This window comes from Parapedobacter defluvii, assembly GCF_014642075.1.
Lineage (GTDB): Bacteria > Bacteroidota > Bacteroidia > Sphingobacteriales > Sphingobacteriaceae > Parapedobacter > Parapedobacter defluvii.
Window position 1 is genome coordinate 883,559 of record NZ_BMIK01000001.1, and the last position, 17,577, is coordinate 901,135.

The following is a 17,577-nucleotide window of genomic DNA, read 5'->3' on the forward strand; positions in this document are numbered from 1 at the left end:
TTGAATGGAACAGAATATCCGTATGAAGAAAAAATACAGCTGCTTGCTGCTCGTAATCGTGTTAAGTATGGTACAGGTAGCCGTTGCGGATACCGTTGCGCCCACGGGTCTGATGACAAACCTCCTGAGAGAGCCTGAAAAATCGGTCATCACGACCTTGACGCCAACGTTCAGTTGGATGGTGCCTGCGTTGGAGTCCGGTGACTTCCAAACGGCGTATCAGCTTCTGGTCGCATCGTCTCCGGAACAGTTGGAAGCAGATAATGCCGACCTGTGGGACAGCGGAAAAGTCGGAGACGGGAATGCGTTGCATATCCCGTATGCCGGAAACGCGCTCAAATCCGGTGCAACCTATTATTGGAAGGTGCGGGTATGGAACAAAGACGGGCAGGTTTCCGCATACAGTGAAATTCAGCCATTCCACATCGGCGATGCCTTGCGGAGCAGGCAGTGGCCCGGCGAAAGCCGCTGGGTACGGCTGGATACTGGACGGGGCAAAGAAATATGGACGTTTGAAGACCGTCCGCCCATCCAATACCATCCGGCTTATCCGGTACAGGTGAGCCGTAAGACAAACGGTACCTGGTTTATTGCATTCGAGCGCGCCGGATTTGCGAATGTAGCGCTTACCTTGAATTGGAAGACCGCACCGGATGAGCGTAAGGATACTACCCTGACGGTCCGTATCGGCGAAAAAAATGCCGGCGATTCCATCGACCGCCAACCGGGCGGCGGGGTGATTTATCAGGAGTATCCTTTAACCATCAAGGCGGGTATGCATACGTATTATTTGGATATTCCGCGTTTCAAGGCACATTATCCCCATAGTCAGGTCATGCCTGAACACATGATGGAAGTAATCCCATTCCGTTTCGTGGAGGTTGCCGGTACCGGTCTCGACCTCTCGGTGGTCTCGGCCGAACAATTGAGTTTGCACGTGCCATTTGATGAATATGCGTCTTATTTTGTCAGTAGCGATACGTTGCTGAATCAGGTGTACGACCTATGCCGTTATTCGATCATTGCCAACACATTCAACGGTGATTATGCCGCTAGCCAACGTGAGCGGATGATGTACGAGGCCGATGCGTATATTCACCAGTTGGGGCATTACGCGGTGGACCGGGAGTTTGCTACCGCGCGATATAGTCTGGAAAACATGATTTACCACGCCACATGGCCCACCGAATGGATATCACATTCGATCATGATGGTTTGGATGGACTTTCTCCACACGGGCGATACCAGCGTGATCCGGAAAAATTACGACGATATCCGGCCCAAAATGATGACGGCATTGACCATGCCCAATGGGTTGATCTCGACCACCACGGGTTTGGTAACCGACGAATTCCAGCAATCCATTTTTTTCAACGGCGAGAATTTTCGGGATATTGTCGACTGGCCGCAGCGTTCAGCGGCTTTGCCGGAGGGAGGAGAGACAGATGGGTATGTATTCACCGATTACAATACCGTGGTCAATGCATTCCACTACCATACCTTGAAACTCATGGAAAACATGGCCCGCATCATCGGTAAGAACCGGGAGGCCGACCAGCTCCGCAAAAGACACACCAGGCTTTTCACGATTTTCCAGCGTCAGTTCTTCGACGCCAAACGGGGAGTATATACCGATGGAATCGGAACAGATCACGCTTCCCTTCATGCAAATCTATATCCGCTGGTATTTGGCCTGGTGCCCGATCAAGAAAAGCAACGGGTGCTGGATTACATCAAAACAAAGGGGATGGCCTGCAGTGTCTACAGCGCTAACTATTTGCTGGAAGGATTATTCGACGCAGGTGAAGGCGAATATGCACGATCACTTTTGACCTCAAAGAGCGACCGGAGTTGGTACAACATGCTGCGCGTAGGGGCTACAATGACCACCGAGGCATGGGATAATAAGTACAAAAATAATAATGGCTGGAGCCATGCATGGAGTTCTTCCCCCGCCCATATCCTGCCCCGGAAGGTAGTGGGAATCACGCCGTCGGCCGCTGGGTTCAGACGGGTGACTATACGGCCGCAGCCGTCGGGACTGACGTGGGCCAAGGCCAAATTGCCGACCATCAGCGGACCGGTTGAGGTTGGATTCGACCAGCAGCAAGGTGATTTCATGCTAACCGTGTCCCTGCCTGCAAATGTGGAAGCGGATGTGTACCTGCCCATCTCAGCGGAGACAATGGACTTTACCCTGTCACAAAACGGAATGGCGAGAAAGGACGCGAAGAAAGTGGGTAACTATGTGCTGCTGAAGAACGTGGGAGCAGGGAAGCACGAATTTAAGTTAAGTACACCTTCCATGTAAGCACAGGATACCCGATTGCATTATTCTACTTAACTTGCGCCTTGTTATAAACCATGCGATTTCAACATGAGTAAGTTATTTTACAGTGCACTATCCTTTTTAGTTTTGTTCGTAGTGGAACAACCCCTGGCTGTGGGCCAGCGGAGCGAATTAACCCGTGAATTCATAGCCCCGGTACGTGTCCTGTGGCAATCGGGAAACATTGCTAATACCGAGCAGTTGCTCAAGCCCGGTAATGGGCAGGCCGATCTGACCAATGCCAGCATCTGTGTGCTGAAAAACGAAGGTGAGACCACGAGCAGTATCCTGCTGGATTACGGTAGGGAATTGCAGGGTGGCCTGGAAATCGTCACCGGCATGTGGTCGCCGGGAAATACCCCCCGCAATATACGGGTCCGCTTCGGCGAATCGGCCAGCGAGGCCATGGCTGAAATAGGAGAGAAAGGGGCTACCAATGACCACGCTATCCGTGATTTTCAACTCCAACTGCCCTGGCTGGGTAGGGCACAGGTAGGAGAAAGTGGGTTCCGTTTCGTGCGCATCGATCTGCTCGATGCCGATGCTGAACTGCATCTGAAAGAAGTACGCGCTATTTTCACGTACCGGGATATTCCTTACCTCGGTTCTTTCCATAGCAGTGACGAACGCCTCAATAAGATTTGGCAGACCGGTGCATATACCGTACACCTTAATATGCAGGAATATTTATGGGATGGTATTAAACGCGACCGCTTGGTGTGGGTGGGCGATCTTCACCCCGAAGTGTCTACCGTGAATACCGTTTTCGGCTACAACGAAGTGGTGCCGAAAAGCCTGGATCTGGCTCGCGATGTGACACCCCTGCCGGGTTGGATGAGTGGTATCAGTACGTACTCCATGTGGTGGATCATCCTGCATTACGATTGGTATATGCACCATGCAGATTTAGCTTATCTCAAGGAACAGCAACCTTACCTTTCTGCCCTGGTTAAACAGATCGTCTCCAAAATTGGGCCGGATGGCAAGGAAATGATGGATGGAAACCGCTTTTTGGATTGGCCTTCCAGCGAGGATCCCGCAGCTATTCATGCCGGCTTACAAGCCATGTCGATCTGGTCGCTTACAACGGCGGCTAAATTGGCAGTGATTCTGAACGACCGTGAAACGCAACAGACGGCAGAAGAAGCGGTGAGCCGCCTGAAACAATACCTGCCGAATATGGGACAGTCGAAACAGGCAGCGGCACTCATGGCACTGACCGATCTGGCACCGGCTTCGGAAGCAAACACGGTACTCTCAGCCGGAGGTGCGAAGAATTTTTCTACCTTCTATGGTTATTACATGTTGCAGGCAATGGCCAAGGCGGGAAATCACCAAGGTGCGCTTGATGTCATCCGCAACTATTGGGGGGCAATGCTGGACTTGGGAGCTACCACATTTTGGGAAGACTTCAACCTCGATTGGCTGCCCAACGCAGGGCGTATCGATGAACTGGTGCCCGCGGGGAAAAAGGATATCCATGGCGATTATGGTGATTATTGCTATGTGGGCTTCCGCCATAGCTTCTGCCATGGGTGGGCGTCTGGTCCTACCTCGTGGCTTACCGAACATGTGCTGGGAATCCGGGTGACTGCACCGGGATGTAAGGAAATTACCATAACCCCGCATCTGGGAGACCTGGAATATGCCGAGGGAACCTTTCCGACTCCCTACGGCGTGCTGAAAGTCAAGCACACGAAGCAACCGAACGGACAGATAAAATCGGAAATTGACGGGCCTAAGGAAGTTAAAATCATCAGAAATTAATACGTAGCTTTGTCCTTCACCCGGGTCCAGTGACCGGCGACGTGGCTAACGTATTTGTTGCCTTACGCTGCCCCGGGGTTACAACCAATTGTATATAAGATGGTGAATAAAATCGCATTTAAAATGAAATTGATGCCTAACTGCCGTGAAGAATACAAAAGGCGTCACGACGAAATCTGGCCGGAAATGGTGGCATTGTTGAAGGAAAGCGGGGTCAGCGATTATACAATTTTTCTGGATGAAGAATCCGATACACTCTTTGCGGTACAGCGACAAGCGGCCGATGGCGCATCGTCACAGGATATTGGCAGTCATCCGGTTGTGCAGCGGTGGTGGCGATACATGGCAGACATCATGGAAACCCACTCCGATTCGTCGCCTGTCAGCAAGCCGTTGAAACTGGTGTTTCATTTGGATTGATCGATTTAACCCTGTATTTTTAACGCTTGGAAACGCGTTAAGAAACGGTATGAAAACTGCACCCATGTTTGACCACATTCACATCAATGAATATTCCGCTACGCCCAAATATTTACAGTTGGCCAATGCGGTGATTAACGCGATTGAAGTCGGAAAAATCCAGAAGGATGATATGCTTCCTTCCATCAATGAACTGAGTTATGTGCTGGAAATATCGCGGGATACCGCCGAGAAGGGATATAAACACCTCAAGCAATTGGGGGTGTTGGGATCCGTCCCCGGCAAAGGGTACTACATTGCAAACGCAGATTTTAAACAGAAGCTTCAGATTGTCTTGTTTTTTAACAAGTTGAGTGCCCATAAAAAGATTGTTTACGATGCTTTTGTCCAAGCAGTGGGTACCGATGCAGCGGTCGATTTCTATGTATATAACAACGATCTTTCGTTGTTCCGGAAATTGCTCCAGAACCTACGGAAAGAATATACTCACTATGTAATCATTCCGCATTTTATCGAAGGGCGCGATAAGGCGGCCGAAATCATCAATACCATCCCGAAAGATAAACTGGTATTGCTGGATAAGCTTATATCGGAGGTAGACGGCGAATATGCGGCGGTATACGAAAACTTTGAAAAGGATATCTACAATGCACTGGAAGAAGCAAAAGAACCCCTTAGCAAATACCATACGTTAAAGCTTATTTTTCCCGATAAAAGTTATTTTCCCAAAGGCATCATCAAAGGGTTCTATCGTTTCTGCCAGCAATATGCTTTCAATCACCTCCTGGTAAGCGACATTGAGGATGAACCGATATCTGCAGGAGAAGTGTACATCAACCTGATGGAAGATGACTTGGTGAAGTTACTTGACCGGGTGATTTCATTGAAACTGAAAATCGGAAAGGAGGTGGGCATCATTTCGTACAACGAGACGCCCTTGAAGAAATTTATCCTTAACGGCATCACGACCATTTCAACCGATTTTAAGCAAATGGGTGAAACCGCCGCACGGCTGGTATTGGAGAATTCCAAACAACACGAAGAGGTGCGGTTTTACCTGACGCTCCGGCCATCTATATAATTGGTGGTCAGTCGTGGGTGATCGGTGGTCAGTCTAGCGGGTCACCGACCACTCACCACCGATCACTCACCACTCATCACCGACACCGGAAACTGCTCCATAATGCCGGTGACGATTTCCGGTAATTTATTGATGGCCTGCTCCGGGTTCTTGACTTCCCCGCTACCACGGGCTTGCCAGACAACCCGATTGGACCTGCGGTCTTTTGCTTCGATGATCAGATGTCCTGCGCGGTAGCGCTCTTTGCCGACCGGGCGGTTCCAAGCGCCCCAACCCCAGGCACCCCATCCCCATCCAGGTCCCCACATCCACGGATTATATCCCCACATCCCCCACGGGCCGTAAGGATATCCGCTGTATAGGGGACGGCTTTTGTTATTTACGATGGCAATGTAGCGGAAAAGCAGGTCAGGATTATCTTTTGAATACGTCAGCCCACGTGCCTCCAGCTCGCGGTTGGCCGCTTCCAAAATGTTCGCATTCGCGATGTCGTTGTCAAAATACGATTTGGAAAGCGAGTCTGATGGTGGCAGCCATCCGTAGGTATGGTATTGCGAAAAGTCAGTGCTCTCTATTTTGGTCGTATGGTATTGGTATGCCGAACAGGATGCCAATACCATAAATAGTGGGATGCAATATATTAACAACCGTTTCATTGTAGAAACCTCCTATATAATCAGTGTTTTTATTAGACTGCGGGAGGAGGCAATGGTTTAATCGGGGCGCTAACCCATCATCGGATATTTGGCTACCAGCGGCATCGCCCTTCCGGCACCGAACGCCTTGCTGCTGACACGCAAAATCGGCGGAGCCTGAAACCGTTTAAATTCAGCGCGGTCTACCAAGTTCAATACCCGCTGTACCAACGCTTCCTCGAATCCAAGTGCAACGATCTGTGCGGCACTTTTTTCGTTTTCAATGTATTGGTAAAGTACCGAATCCAGTAATTCATATTCGGGTAGCGAGTCGCTGTCTTTTTGTCCGGGGCGTAATTCTGCCGATGGCGGTTTGATGATCGTGTGCTGCGGAATAATCTCCCGGTTGCGGTTGATGTAAGCTGCCAGCTTGTATACCTGTGTTTTATAGATATCACCAATTACGCCCAGCGCGCCTGCCATATCACCGTATAGCGTTCCGTAGCCTACGGCTGCCTCGCTCTTATTGGACGTATTGAGCAGTATGTAGCCCAGCTTGTTGGAAAAGGCCATCAGGATCGTGCCACGTATACGTGCCTGGATGTTTTCTTCCGTTACATCGGGGGGCAAACCACTGAAAGCCTGGCTGAGGCTCTGGTCGAATGCGTCTGCCATGGGTTGAATGGGAATAATCTCGTGCCCGCATCCCGTATTGCGGACCAGATCCAGGGCATCGGTGATGGAATGATCGCTGGAATAGACAGACGGCATGAGCACTGCCATCACATTTTCCGGGCCCAGGGCTTCGCAGGCGAGCGCAGCCACGAGCGCAGAATCGATCCCTCCCGATAAGCCGACAACGGCCTTTCTGAAACCCGATTTGCTGAAATAGTCACGGATACCCAGCAGCAGCGCCTGGTGAATTAGGGGAGTGTCTAACGGAGGTTGCACGGCAGCTGTATCCTGCAGTGCGGTGAGGTTCTTTCCCCGCAGTTCGTAGTACTTCAGATCCTCGGCAAAGGAAGCCATCGTATCAATCAGATCGCCGGAAGGGGCTAAGACGAGGGAACGTCCGTCGAAAATAATATCAGCATGTGCACCTACCTGGTTTACGTAGAGCAGGGGCGCACCCGTTTCCTTTGCGTGCGATTGCAGGACCTCCATCCGCTCACGCAGGTGGTTGTAGGAAAACGGCGAGGCAGCAATGTTGATGATCACATCCGGATTTTCCCCGCGCAAAACTTCCATGGGGTTGCGCCGATACAATTTCGGTGAAGCAATATTCCAAAGGTCTTCACAGATGGTGAGTGCGATCTTCCGGTTTTGATACGTAATGCACTGAAACGTATCGGTCGGCTGGAAATAGCGGTATTCGTCAAACACATCGTAATCGGGAAGCAGCCCTTTGTGGACAACCTGTTGTACCGCGCCGTCCGCAATCAGTAATGCAGCATTGTATAGCGGTTTGCCTTTACCGCTGGTGTTGCGTACCGGGGCCCCGATGATGCAGGCGATTCCCCGGCAGAGGTCGGCAATTTCAGTAAGGGCACGTTCGCAACGATTCAGGAAGGCCGGTGAGCGCAGCAGGTCTTTGGCTGGATACCCGCCGATCGCCAGTTCGGCAAACACCACGAGGTCGGCCCCCCGGTCTTTTGCCTGCTGAATGGCCCGGGCAATGGCGGCATGGTTCCGTTCAAAATTTCCGATGTGGTAATTGAGTTGGGCTAAAGCGATGATCATGCGACGTTACGCTTGAAAGTTAACGTTAGAAAAAGATACCGAAATTAAACGCCACGTAGGAGTTCCGGGGTTCACCTTGCTTCACGACCCGGGTAAATCCATTATTGAAACTCAGACCGGTCATCATGACCAAGTTATGGTCAAGCTGCCATTCCACACCGCCGCCGATCTGGAGCGCCAGCCGGAAGAAATCTGCATTGTTACCCATTGAAGTACGGGAAGAGGTACCGCCAACTTTTTCCTTTGCATTGAGTTTGATGCCGCCGGTGAAGCCGAATTGTCCGTAATAGCTCCGGAAATACCGCATCGTGCTTTTCAGTTTGAGGGATATCGGAATTTCAGCGTATTGAAGCCTGTATTCATTAGAAATTGAGGTGCCGGGTACGCTGGATACGGGATCAGGGTATGCTGCGTCGTTGTTCAGCGTATTCACCAACAATCCAGTAGAAAAATAGTAGTTTTCGGTAAAAGCAAAATCAGCCAGCAGCCCGTAAGCGAATCCGAATTTCGGACTGCTGGCATGATCCTCGGTGTCTCCGTACCGCATCCAGCCCATATTCGGCGCAAACGTAATGCCGAATGATAGGGGTTTGTATTGGTAGGTGGAGCTGTAGTAATCCTGGGCCAACCCTTTTTGCTGGAAGGAAATAAACGATAACAATAAAGCAAAAGGAAAAAGTCGTAAGATATTGCTGTGCATACGATTGAGTATATCCGTGTAAATCTGTTTCATCCGCGTCATTTGCGTTCCGTCATCCCCACTAAAATCCTTACCTTCGTTGCCAAGTTGATGAACAAAAATGATGCTCAAAATCAATGTACCGCAAATTTATGGCTTTTTTTTCATTATCGTACTGTTTTCATGCAACGGCGAAACCCGTGTGGACGTAAGCCATATCGATGTGGATATTCAGATTGAGCGCTTCGACAGGGCGCTGGATAGTCTGCATGCGGATAATGTGCTTGCGAAGAACCGCGAATGGCTGCACCGGTACGGGTATTTTTATGCCGACTACATGCAATACATGCTGGAGGCAGGTAATCCGTTGGATAGCGCCCATATCGTACCTGCGTTGACGCAGGTAATCGCGACGGATGATTTCAGGGCCCTGAAGGCCAGTGTGTATGAGACGTATCCGGATCTAGCCGCACAGGAGGAAGGGCTGACCGATGCATTCAAGCACCTCACCTATTATTTCCCAACACTGACGATTCCACGGTTTATTGCCTTTTTTTCGGGGTTTGCTGTCCAAACCCCCGTTGGCGAAGACTACGTGGGCATTGGGTTGGATATGTTTTTGGGGGCAGATTCCAAGTTTTATCCAGCGCTGCGGGAAAGTATTCCCTATTACCTTTCCCGCCGGTTTACACCTGAAAATATTGTGCCACGCACGGTGGAAAGCTATATCCGCGAAGAGCTGTACCCGCAGAACGACCTTGATGTTACCCTCCTTCAACACATGGTCTATCAGGGGAAAATACTGTACGTAATGGACCGGGGCATGCCCGATGTAGCCGATACACTGAAAATCGGTTATACCCGCGAACAGTGGGAGTGGGCTGAGCGTTATGAAAGCGACATCTGGGCTTGGTTTTTACAGGAAAATCTTTTATACGAAGCAGACTACAACCGCATACAGAAATATCTTGGCGAAGCACCATTTACCCCTGAGTTGGGTGAAAACAACGAGTCGGCCCCTAAACTGGGGGTATTCATCGGGTGGAAAATGGTCCAAAAGTATATGGATCGGCACCCCGAGACAACCTTAGCCGACCTATTGCGTATCGAAGAGGCACAAACCGTATTGGATGGCGCACGGTATCGGGGAGATTAATTCAAGAAATATTGAGCTAGGACCACTAGTGATATTACTGTAGCAACCACTGTACCTACGCTATATACCAATAATTTGTTGTTAAATTCTCTTACTAAGGCAGTTTCTAATTGAGCAACCCGTTCATTGGTAGCTAAACCTTTCGTTTGAGATTCGACCTCAACCTTAACCCGTGATTTAATATTCGAGACGATTAATTCCGCCTGTTCTTTGCCAACCTTTTCACGTAAGGCTTCATAAAGTTGCGTATCTGTGATTAAAATTTCCATGGTGACTTACTGTCTATAGACTTTCAAATATCGTCAAAAAAATGGGAGCACAAAAATTATTATCGTAAGTGATTCGCAACGTCCGAGGTACCGTGGAATAAAAAAGCCCACGATGTTTGGTCGCGGGCTTCCGTACTAATGTTTGATTTTTTTATTCGCCTTTACTTTTTTACTTCAACTTCAAAGTCCAACGACATAAATGGAGGCATCGAGGAATCACCTTGTATCCCATAGCCCAACGTACTTGGAAGGAAAAAACGGATTTTTCCCCCTTTGTTGATCAATGGAAGAATCTTCGTAAAGCCGGTAACAGTACCCCCGGCCAGGTTCAATTTGGCATCCGTGCCAGAATTCTTTACCGCGCCATCGGGGTTTTTGAGCGTGTAATTTACCGTTACGGTTGAATCGGCTGAGACGGGGTCTCCGTCTCCGGGTTCGATGATGTGGTAATAACTGTTGTCTTCGCGTTTAGTGAAGTCTTCAACGTTTAATCCGGCTTTTGTCATGGCGCGCTGAATCACACCATCCTCGTAATCCACAAAGTTGTCGTGCACAGTCACTACATAATCTAACGATGCGTTGGATGGAATGCCAAGACTTTGGTTGCCGTTTCTTCCGTACATTAGTCTTGAAGGCACGATAATCCGTATCTTTCCATTGGTCTTTTTGAGTACTTCACGGATTACTTCCTTGAAATCACCTTCCCGTTCCACGGTGGGTGTCCCTGCATAAGCTGAACCAAACGGGAAATAACCAAAGTAGTCTGCATAGCGGTTACTGGAACTCAGCGTATCGGCCGAATTGTAGACGCCGTCCAAGCTTTTCACCGTATACACAACCGGATACATCTTTTTGTAATCGATTGGGTTGCCCGTTCCTTCTTCCAGCACTTCGTAAAACAAATCGGTTTCCTTGTATTGGCTTACTTTAAGGTTGTTGGCCCGGATATATTCCCGGATATTGGCATTATCCAATTCTTCAAACGATTGGTATTCTTTTTTTGCGCAACCTGCCAAAAATATAAATACGGTAAGGATGCAAGGGATCGATTTCGTCATCAGTGTTTGAAAAGCTGCTTTTCTATTAGTTTCCGGATCCACTTGGCGGCACAATATCTAAAACCTCGATTTCGAAATCAAGCGGAGAGTTTGCAGGTATCTTTCCACTGGATTGATTGGCATAGGCCCATCTTGACGGAGTAACGAATCGGATTTTGGCGCCTTTTTGAAGGCCACTTACAGTTAATCCATTTACGTCATTGTCTTCGATTTTTTGGGGGAAGAACGCAACCGGCCAAGCAGTGATGATGTTTCCGCCAAGTGAAAGCTTCACACCTTCATCCTCTTGCTTTGAATCAAACACCGTTCCATCGAGCAATTTCCCGGTGTACTTTACGGTTACCGTTGGGAACTCAAGGCCTCCCTGACTGGTAACTTTGTATTCATAAGAGCCAGGTTCACCCGGATCAATGATTTCATACCAGATTCCCCAGGATTCATTGAACGAAGGAGCCGAAAGGTTCGCTTTGGCATATTCTTCAATAATGGGTTTTTCTAGTTGGTATTGTGCGGCCGGATCAAACGTCTCTCCATCTTTAATACACGAAGAAACTCCTATAGTCACCATCAACCCCAATACAAGTACGTTTAATTTTTTCATGTTGTTTGTTTTCAACTTCGCGAGCCGCAAAGTTATTTAAATAATCTGATTAATTAGCTCCTTAACACAATTTAACATATGAACGTTAACGGGAGCAGATGCCTCTTTGCTACAGTGTGGTTTATTTTCTTTTGGCTCCGAAAACCTGTACCCAGTAATTGCCTTCGTGTGCAATGGCCATTTCCTCGTAGGTATCCCGCATCATGTTGGCGCAATGGCTGGGGCTTGTTAACCACTTTTGGATGGCCTTATCTAAATCAAAATCGCCGAAAGCGATGTTTTCTCCATAGGCAAGAATATTGCCTGCGTTGGAAATGTAACCGGAGGCAACGAGACGCTGGTACACATTTTCGCCCGAAGGGCTGGTGTGGCTGAAGTAGTTGTTTGCGTGCATGTCCTTTGCGTGGTTCAATGCGGCTTCATAAAGCTTTACATTCCAAACCAGTTTGCCGGTGGCCGGCATGGATTGTTCGCCGCAATCGCAGCCTGTTTGGCGCAGCGCGTTCACGGCATTCAACATGGAACTAATCGTTGTGTCGTTTTCCACAGGTAAGTCTGCAGGGTCATCTTTTTCACCACCCAGGGAATGATCCGAAGATTCCTTAGGTAAGACAGGTTCCAGCGATTCGCTCACATTCGGCTCGCACGCAGATAACACCGCTAATAAGCAGAAAACCGCTGGTACCAATCGCTTTAACATAGGTAGCTGTTAAATTTCTCGCAATAAAGGAAATTTTTCGATTTGTTCCAAATATTTTCTTGCTATTTAATATTGGATTTTATACGATCTATTAAAATTGGCTATTCCTGCAGCTTTTTGATCAATTCAGTTAGGGCCTTTTTATCCAATACGCCGGGATATGTAAGGAGGATGTTGAAACGCTCGTCAATAAGTACCCAAGTGGGGAAGGCCAGCCGGTTGTCGGCGTTTCCGAGTGCATAAGCGAGCTCATGAATGCCTGTGCCTACTCCGGTACGCTGGAATGCATAGGTTCTGCCGTTGAACGTGATGTTTTCCGAGGTTTCCGCATCAAGCTCCGAAAAATAGAAATAAGGGGAGGCGGCCTGAAAATCTTTGTTTTTTTTGAGTTGTGCCTTTTGCAGCTGGCAATAGGTGCACCAACGGGTCGAAATCAGGATCAGACCGGGCTTGGGATGAAGACGTATGCTGTCTGTCAATGCATGGATGGAAGTGGCCGGTAGTTGGCCCACAGCGCCGTGGCACATTCCTAGTGTAATGATCAACGTTACCATCAATTTTCTGAAGAACAACATACGCCTCCTTGCTGTTAATACAAACTATAACGGACGCCGATAAAGCCCCTTGCTCCTTGGTTGGGTGCATATACGTACGAAGGGTCAAAGGTAAGCGCGTACGGGTTTTCGGCGGTCACCGCCGGTTGGCCGTTTGCATCCCAATCCACCAATTTGTCGAAGGGATCGTGCGGCCTGGCAATCAGAAAAGGAACGCCCTTATTGGGTGTCCAGTTCAACAGGTTTTTGACACCTCCATAAATTTCAATCCCATTGCCGAATGCCTTGCTCACCTGGATGTTTTGGATGCTCCACCAGGGCGAACGGTCCGGCCGGGGGTCCTCGTCGCTAAGCAGGGGCAGCCGCATGGGGCCGTACAGGTTGCCCGTATAGTCCAACGTAATGCCAAACCGCCTAAAGGTATAGCTGGCACTCCAAACACCGGTAAATTTCTCGGTGAACAGCTGTTGTGTCTTTTGCCCGTTTTCTACGCTATATACATCCATCGCCGTGGCCCCGGCATTCAGTTTAAGACCATTCATCAATGCCAGGTCAACATTCAATGAGACGCCCTGCGAAACCGCATGTCCATCCAGATTGCCGAAAAATATTTTGGTAGCATCGCTGTCGTAATCTGCGATGATTTTGTTGTTAAAATAGGTGTAAAATACGGTCGCATCAAAGCCGATAATCCCACCGCTGGCAAAGGGAATTTTTTTCACGAGGTTCACGTTGCCGTTCCATGAGGTTTCCGGTTTCAGTTCGTCCTCAAAAATCACTTCGCGCGCGCCCGTCAGCGCCGAGTGATCTTCGGTAAATACATTGGCTACGCGGTATCCGTTGCCGAAACTTAGGCGCAGCACATTGTTTTTATCCGCAGAATTCCACTTGTAATTGACCCGTGGCGTCAGGATGCTGCCGTGGATGGAATTGTAGTCATACCGGGCACCCAACAGCAGCTTGTGATGATCATTCAGGGTAATTTCGTCCTGAAGAAAAAAACCAGGCAGATTGGTGACGGATGGTTTATTGATATCCGGGTTGTTGGAATTGGCGGTAACCACCGTATTGTCATCGTAATAGGTATAACGATAGGTCAATCCAGCCAACAGATCGTGGCTTCCTATGGGCTTATTCCAGGTTAGCTGGCCGAATCCGATGTATTGATCGGCAAGGAAAGGAGTGTCTCCATAGGCACTGTTCTGATCGTGACCATTGGCGCTGAACATGAATAAGATGTGTTCTTTTACCGGAAGCTGATAGGTGCCGAACAGCTCCCACCGGCTGGTGTAAATGCTTTCGCCGTATACCTCGTCACCACCCCGGTACCGGGGCTCCCAATTCATCTCGCCGCCCCAGCGGTCTTCGTAGATGTAGCGGGCCGCAAAGGAAAATACCCGGCTTTCTTTGCGTTCGAAGTTCCACTTATTGAATAACGATATGCGGTGTTGCAGGGTCACATCGGTAAAGTGGTCGTTGTTATTGTCGATCGGGTTTTGGTAATTGAAGTAATTAGCGCCGAACAGCGACTGGATTTTGTTGCTCACATTGAATTTAACGGCAACGTCGGTATTGATTTCGCCCCAACTGGTGCCGAAGGCATCAACAGAAAGAAGAGGCGTCGTTTTCGGATTTTTGGTGATGATGTTGATGAGGCCACCAACGGCTTCACTTCCATATAGCGTGGAGGCAGGGCCTTTGACAACTTCGACACGGTCGATCAACGATTGCGGTATACCGCTTAAGCCGTATACCGTAGATAAACCACTGACAATGGGCATGCCGTCTATTAATACCATGGTGTATGGACCTTCGAGTCCGTTGATGTGGATATCACCCGTATTACAGATGTTGCAGTTGAGCTGAGGGCGTACGCCATTGATGTTCTGCAAGGCATCGAAAACCGAAGGCACCGGATTGGCTTTGAAGAACTTGGCGGTATATACCTCCACAGGAACCGGGCTGTCCAGTTTGGAAACTTCTTTCATCGTGCCCGACACCACCACTTCGTCAAGCGATGCGCTTTCGTCCCTCAGTATGATGTCCTTTTCTACCGGTGCGGAACCATTGGTACGTACCTTGGTAAGATAAGGCTGGTAACCCACGTATTTTACCTCCAATTCCCAGTTGCCGGCCGGTACGCCAGCCAACACATACCTTCCTGCACTGTCTGCCGTAGTGCCGGTGCGCAAGGTAGGAATGGATACTGTAGCCCAGGGTACGGCATCCCCGTTTTTGTCGGTTATGGAGCCCTTGATAGAGGAGGTTGCCTGTCCGTATATAACGAGTGGACCTATTAGAAAGACAGCGGCGATCCATACCGCATATATTGTGTTCATTTGATTTAATCCTATAGGGTGTAGCAAATATCCCCGGCTGTTCGCGGCTACGTTACGGCCGTACACTGGGGGTATCCTGATAAACTTATTAAGCTAAGAAAATGGTAAGGAGCAAAGTGATTAACAGGTGGGAGGGGGGCCTCGGAGGTAAACGGCGTGTAAGAAATCGGTTTGCGGACGGGACGTCCGGAACGGTTCATACGTCATGCAGACCGGTGTAAGGATCGGCTGCTCATAGTAAAAGAAATTCGGTTGAAGGAAACTGCCCTGAAAAACGACATCCAGCAGGTGAATTTCACTATCCGAATGGTGATGCTTGGTAGCGTCTGGGTCTTTCTTGAGGTTGTACGGGTGTGTGTGGATAACAATCCGGCCGTCGGCCGTCTTATGCTTGTGCATGAAGATGGTACCGCTAGCCGTAATCAGGAAAAATAAAATTACCTGAAGGAGGGCAAGCCGTGTGCGTATGTTGTTATTCCATTTCATTGTTAAGCCGAAGCACGAGGCACCTTGCCAAGTGACACACCGCAAATATACTTATAAAAAGTTTGATTGACCTAACAAAATATTAATAAATTATTAACTTATTATGAATGAATGATTTAACTGCTATGTTAGGTGATTATTTTGGTCAGGGAAGACTAAGGTCGGCTCGTATTTTTTTGCTTCTTCGAAGTCCATAAGCGCGTAAGAAATGATAATGATGACATCTCCTACCTGCACAAGGCGTGCAGCTGCACCATTCAGGCATACCGTACCCGATCCGCGTTCGCCTTTGATCACATAGGTCTCGAAACGTGCGCCGTTATTGTTATTTACAATCTGCACTTTCTCATTAGCGATGATGTTTGCCGCATCCATCAAATCTTCATCGATCGTGATGCTGCCCACATAGTTTAATTCTGCCTGTGTAACACGTACGCGATGGATCTTTGATTTTAATACTTCGATTACCATGATACAAAGATACGGAAAATAAAAATTAGTTGTATTTTTACATTTCCTAATGCCATGAGTTCCAAGGTTCTTATGTCTTCCTTCTAATCGATTAACTACTGGCCCGTACCTGATTAATACCTGCTTCACTATGAATCAGTAGAGAGACCGTGTTGTACCCGTGGTGAGTCCGCGTATTTACCATAAAAAGTTGGACTCACCCTGGACTCACCCTGGACTCACCGTGGACTCACTCCGAAGAAGGTACGGCGAATGTCTATAGAAGGTACCTACTTGATATGGAGCTGATACGGAGATTTAGAAATGTTGGGGCAAAAATAGAGCGGTCAGCTGAAATGATTCAAATTTACTTCATACAATCGAATGATCCAAAAAATTATTGCAGCAAAACATTGTCGATCAACCGTACCCCGTCTACCCACGCGGCTACCAGGGCAACGAGGGGTTGGCCGGCTGTGAACTCGTGGGCCTCTTCGAATGTGTCTGCCCTGTAAATGGCGAAGTATTCCAATTGGACCCCCGGACTGTTCCGTAGTGTGGCGATTGCTTCTTTCCGGAGTGTGCTGAGGCTCTTTCTGCCAATCTCGGCTTTCGTTTGCTGCAGTGTACGGTAAAGCGCCAGGGCCTGCTGCCGCCCCAGGACTGTTAACCGTACATTGCGTGAACTCATAGCGAGGCCATCGGGTTCCCGAACGGTAGGGCACATTTCCAGTGCCACCGGGATCCGTAGCGAATCAATCATGTATTGCACTACCTTGTATTGCTGAAAATCTTTTTGGCCAAAGCAGGCGACATCCGGCTGCACCGCATCCAATAGTTTTTTTACAATCTGGGTGACGCCTTGGAAATGCCCCGGCCGGTGCATTCCCTCAAGAACCTGGTCCAAATGGCCTAAATCTAACTGCCAGGATTCGTCGGCCCCATACATCTCGGCTACTTCCGGATGAAAGAGGACATCGCAAGCCGCATCCTGTAACATGCGGATATCGGTTTCGATGGGTCGGGGATATTTTTCCAGATCTTTCGGATCGTTGAACTGCGTAGGATTAACGAAGATGCTGCAAACTACCACATCCGCAAGGGTTCGGGCGTGATGAATGAGTGCGATATGGCCTTGATGCAGCGCGCCCATTGTGGGGACAAAAGCAATACGCTTTCCCTGGTTCCGGTACGGTTGCAGTGTGGCGTGCAACAACGTTTTGGTTCTAGCAGTTTCCAACAGGTTAAACAGTTTTTTGTTTGGCAAAAGTGCTAATTTTTTGGTTTATTTTATTAACGATACAGCTAACTAA

The 17,577-nt window shown here is 48.8% G+C and carries 17 protein-coding genes; 5 read left to right on the forward strand and 12 right to left on the reverse strand.

Annotated features, from left to right (window positions below; translation table 11 throughout):
• The first annotated feature begins 4 nt into the window (after nucleotides 1–4).
• The 4 genes from IEX60_RS03285 (at nucleotide 5) to IEX60_RS03300 (ending at nucleotide 5,597) form a co-directional block, all read left to right on the forward strand.
• Complete coding sequence (locus IEX60_RS03285; protein ID WP_188747296.1) at nucleotides 5–2,311, forward strand: alpha-L-rhamnosidase-related protein; 2,307 nt, start codon at nucleotides 5–7, stop codon at nucleotides 2,309–2,311.
• Between the two features lie 66 nt (nucleotides 2,312–2,377).
• Nucleotides 2,378–4,096, forward strand: coding sequence for an alpha-L-rhamnosidase-related protein (locus IEX60_RS03290; RefSeq protein ID WP_188747298.1), 1,719 nt, complete (start codon nucleotides 2,378–2,380; stop codon nucleotides 4,094–4,096).
• A 99-nt stretch (nucleotides 4,097–4,195) separates the two neighbouring features.
• The gene (gene rhaM / locus IEX60_RS03295; protein WP_188747300.1) at nucleotides 4,196–4,516 is read left to right on the forward strand and encodes an L-rhamnose mutarotase; all 321 of its coding nucleotides are present in this window, start codon (nucleotides 4,196–4,198) and stop codon (nucleotides 4,514–4,516) included.
• Between the two features lie 49 nt (nucleotides 4,517–4,565).
• Complete coding sequence (locus IEX60_RS03300; RefSeq protein ID WP_188747303.1) at nucleotides 4,566–5,597, forward strand: GntR family transcriptional regulator; 1,032 nt, start codon at nucleotides 4,566–4,568, stop codon at nucleotides 5,595–5,597.
• A gap of 62 nt (nucleotides 5,598–5,659) precedes the next feature.
• On the opposite strand, the gene IEX60_RS03305 is transcribed toward IEX60_RS03300, so the two are convergent.
• From IEX60_RS03305 to IEX60_RS03315, 3 genes are all read right to left on the reverse strand, one after another.
• On the reverse strand, nucleotides 5,660–6,253 hold the full coding sequence (locus tag IEX60_RS03305) for a DUF4136 domain-containing protein (RefSeq protein ID WP_188747305.1): 594 nt from the start codon (nucleotides 6,251–6,253) through the stop codon (nucleotides 5,660–5,662).
• 69 nt (nucleotides 6,254–6,322) lie between these two features.
• A complete protein-coding gene (locus IEX60_RS03310; protein WP_188747307.1) occupies nucleotides 6,323–7,972 on the reverse strand; it encodes an NAD+ synthase in 1,650 nt (549 codons plus the stop codon).
• A gap of 25 nt (nucleotides 7,973–7,997) precedes the next feature.
• Entirely contained in the window at nucleotides 7,998–8,705 is a 708-nt protein-coding gene (locus IEX60_RS03315; RefSeq protein ID WP_188747309.1) for an outer membrane beta-barrel protein, read from the reverse strand.
• Between the two features lie 67 nt (nucleotides 8,706–8,772).
• Between IEX60_RS03315 and gldB the strand changes: the two genes are divergently transcribed.
• Nucleotides 8,773–9,807: a gliding motility lipoprotein GldB gene (gene gldB / locus IEX60_RS03320; protein ID WP_308420726.1), complete on the forward strand. Its 1,035-nt coding sequence runs from the start codon at nucleotides 8,773–8,775 to the stop codon at nucleotides 9,805–9,807.
• On the opposite strand, the gene IEX60_RS03325 is transcribed toward gldB, so the two are convergent.
• The 9 genes from IEX60_RS03325 to panC form a co-directional block, all read right to left on the reverse strand.
• On the reverse strand, nucleotides 9,804–10,076 hold the full coding sequence (locus tag IEX60_RS03325) for a hypothetical protein (protein WP_188747311.1): 273 nt from the start codon (nucleotides 10,074–10,076) through the stop codon (nucleotides 9,804–9,806). The genes gldB and IEX60_RS03325 overlap by 4 nt on opposite strands.
• A gap of 161 nt (nucleotides 10,077–10,237) precedes the next feature.
• Entirely contained in the window at nucleotides 10,238–11,134 is an 897-nt protein-coding gene (locus IEX60_RS03330; protein WP_188747313.1) for an FKBP-type peptidyl-prolyl cis-trans isomerase, read from the reverse strand.
• Nucleotides 11,135–11,159: 25 nt separating this feature from the next.
• The gene (locus IEX60_RS03335) at nucleotides 11,160–11,735 is read right to left on the reverse strand and encodes an FKBP-type peptidyl-prolyl cis-trans isomerase (protein WP_188747315.1); all 576 of its coding nucleotides are present in this window, start codon (nucleotides 11,733–11,735) and stop codon (nucleotides 11,160–11,162) included.
• Between the two features lie 121 nt (nucleotides 11,736–11,856).
• Entirely contained in the window at nucleotides 11,857–12,435 is a 579-nt protein-coding gene (locus IEX60_RS03340) for a CAP domain-containing protein (protein WP_188747316.1), read from the reverse strand.
• 101 nt (nucleotides 12,436–12,536) lie between these two features.
• On the reverse strand, nucleotides 12,537–12,989 hold the full coding sequence (locus IEX60_RS03345) for a thioredoxin family protein (RefSeq protein ID WP_188747318.1): 453 nt from the start codon (nucleotides 12,987–12,989) through the stop codon (nucleotides 12,537–12,539).
• Between the two features lie 35 nt (nucleotides 12,990–13,024).
• Nucleotides 13,025–15,328: a TonB-dependent receptor gene (locus tag IEX60_RS03350; protein WP_188747320.1), complete on the reverse strand. Its 2,304-nt coding sequence runs from the start codon at nucleotides 15,326–15,328 to the stop codon at nucleotides 13,025–13,027.
• 120 nt (nucleotides 15,329–15,448) lie between these two features.
• Nucleotides 15,449–15,814 carry a DUF8478 family putative metalloprotein gene (locus tag IEX60_RS03355; RefSeq protein WP_188747322.1) on the reverse strand — a complete coding sequence of 122 codons (366 nt, stop codon included), beginning with the start codon at nucleotides 15,812–15,814 and terminating at the stop codon, nucleotides 15,449–15,451.
• Between the two features lie 123 nt (nucleotides 15,815–15,937).
• The gene (gene panD, locus IEX60_RS03360; protein WP_188747325.1) at nucleotides 15,938–16,285 is read right to left on the reverse strand and encodes an aspartate 1-decarboxylase; all 348 of its coding nucleotides are present in this window, start codon (nucleotides 16,283–16,285) and stop codon (nucleotides 15,938–15,940) included.
• 376 nt (nucleotides 16,286–16,661) lie between these two features.
• Nucleotides 16,662–17,531 carry a pantoate--beta-alanine ligase gene (gene panC, locus IEX60_RS03365; protein WP_229717393.1) on the reverse strand — a complete coding sequence of 290 codons (870 nt, stop codon included), beginning with the start codon at nucleotides 17,529–17,531 and terminating at the stop codon, nucleotides 16,662–16,664.
• Between the last annotated feature and the right edge of the window lie 46 nt (nucleotides 17,532–17,577).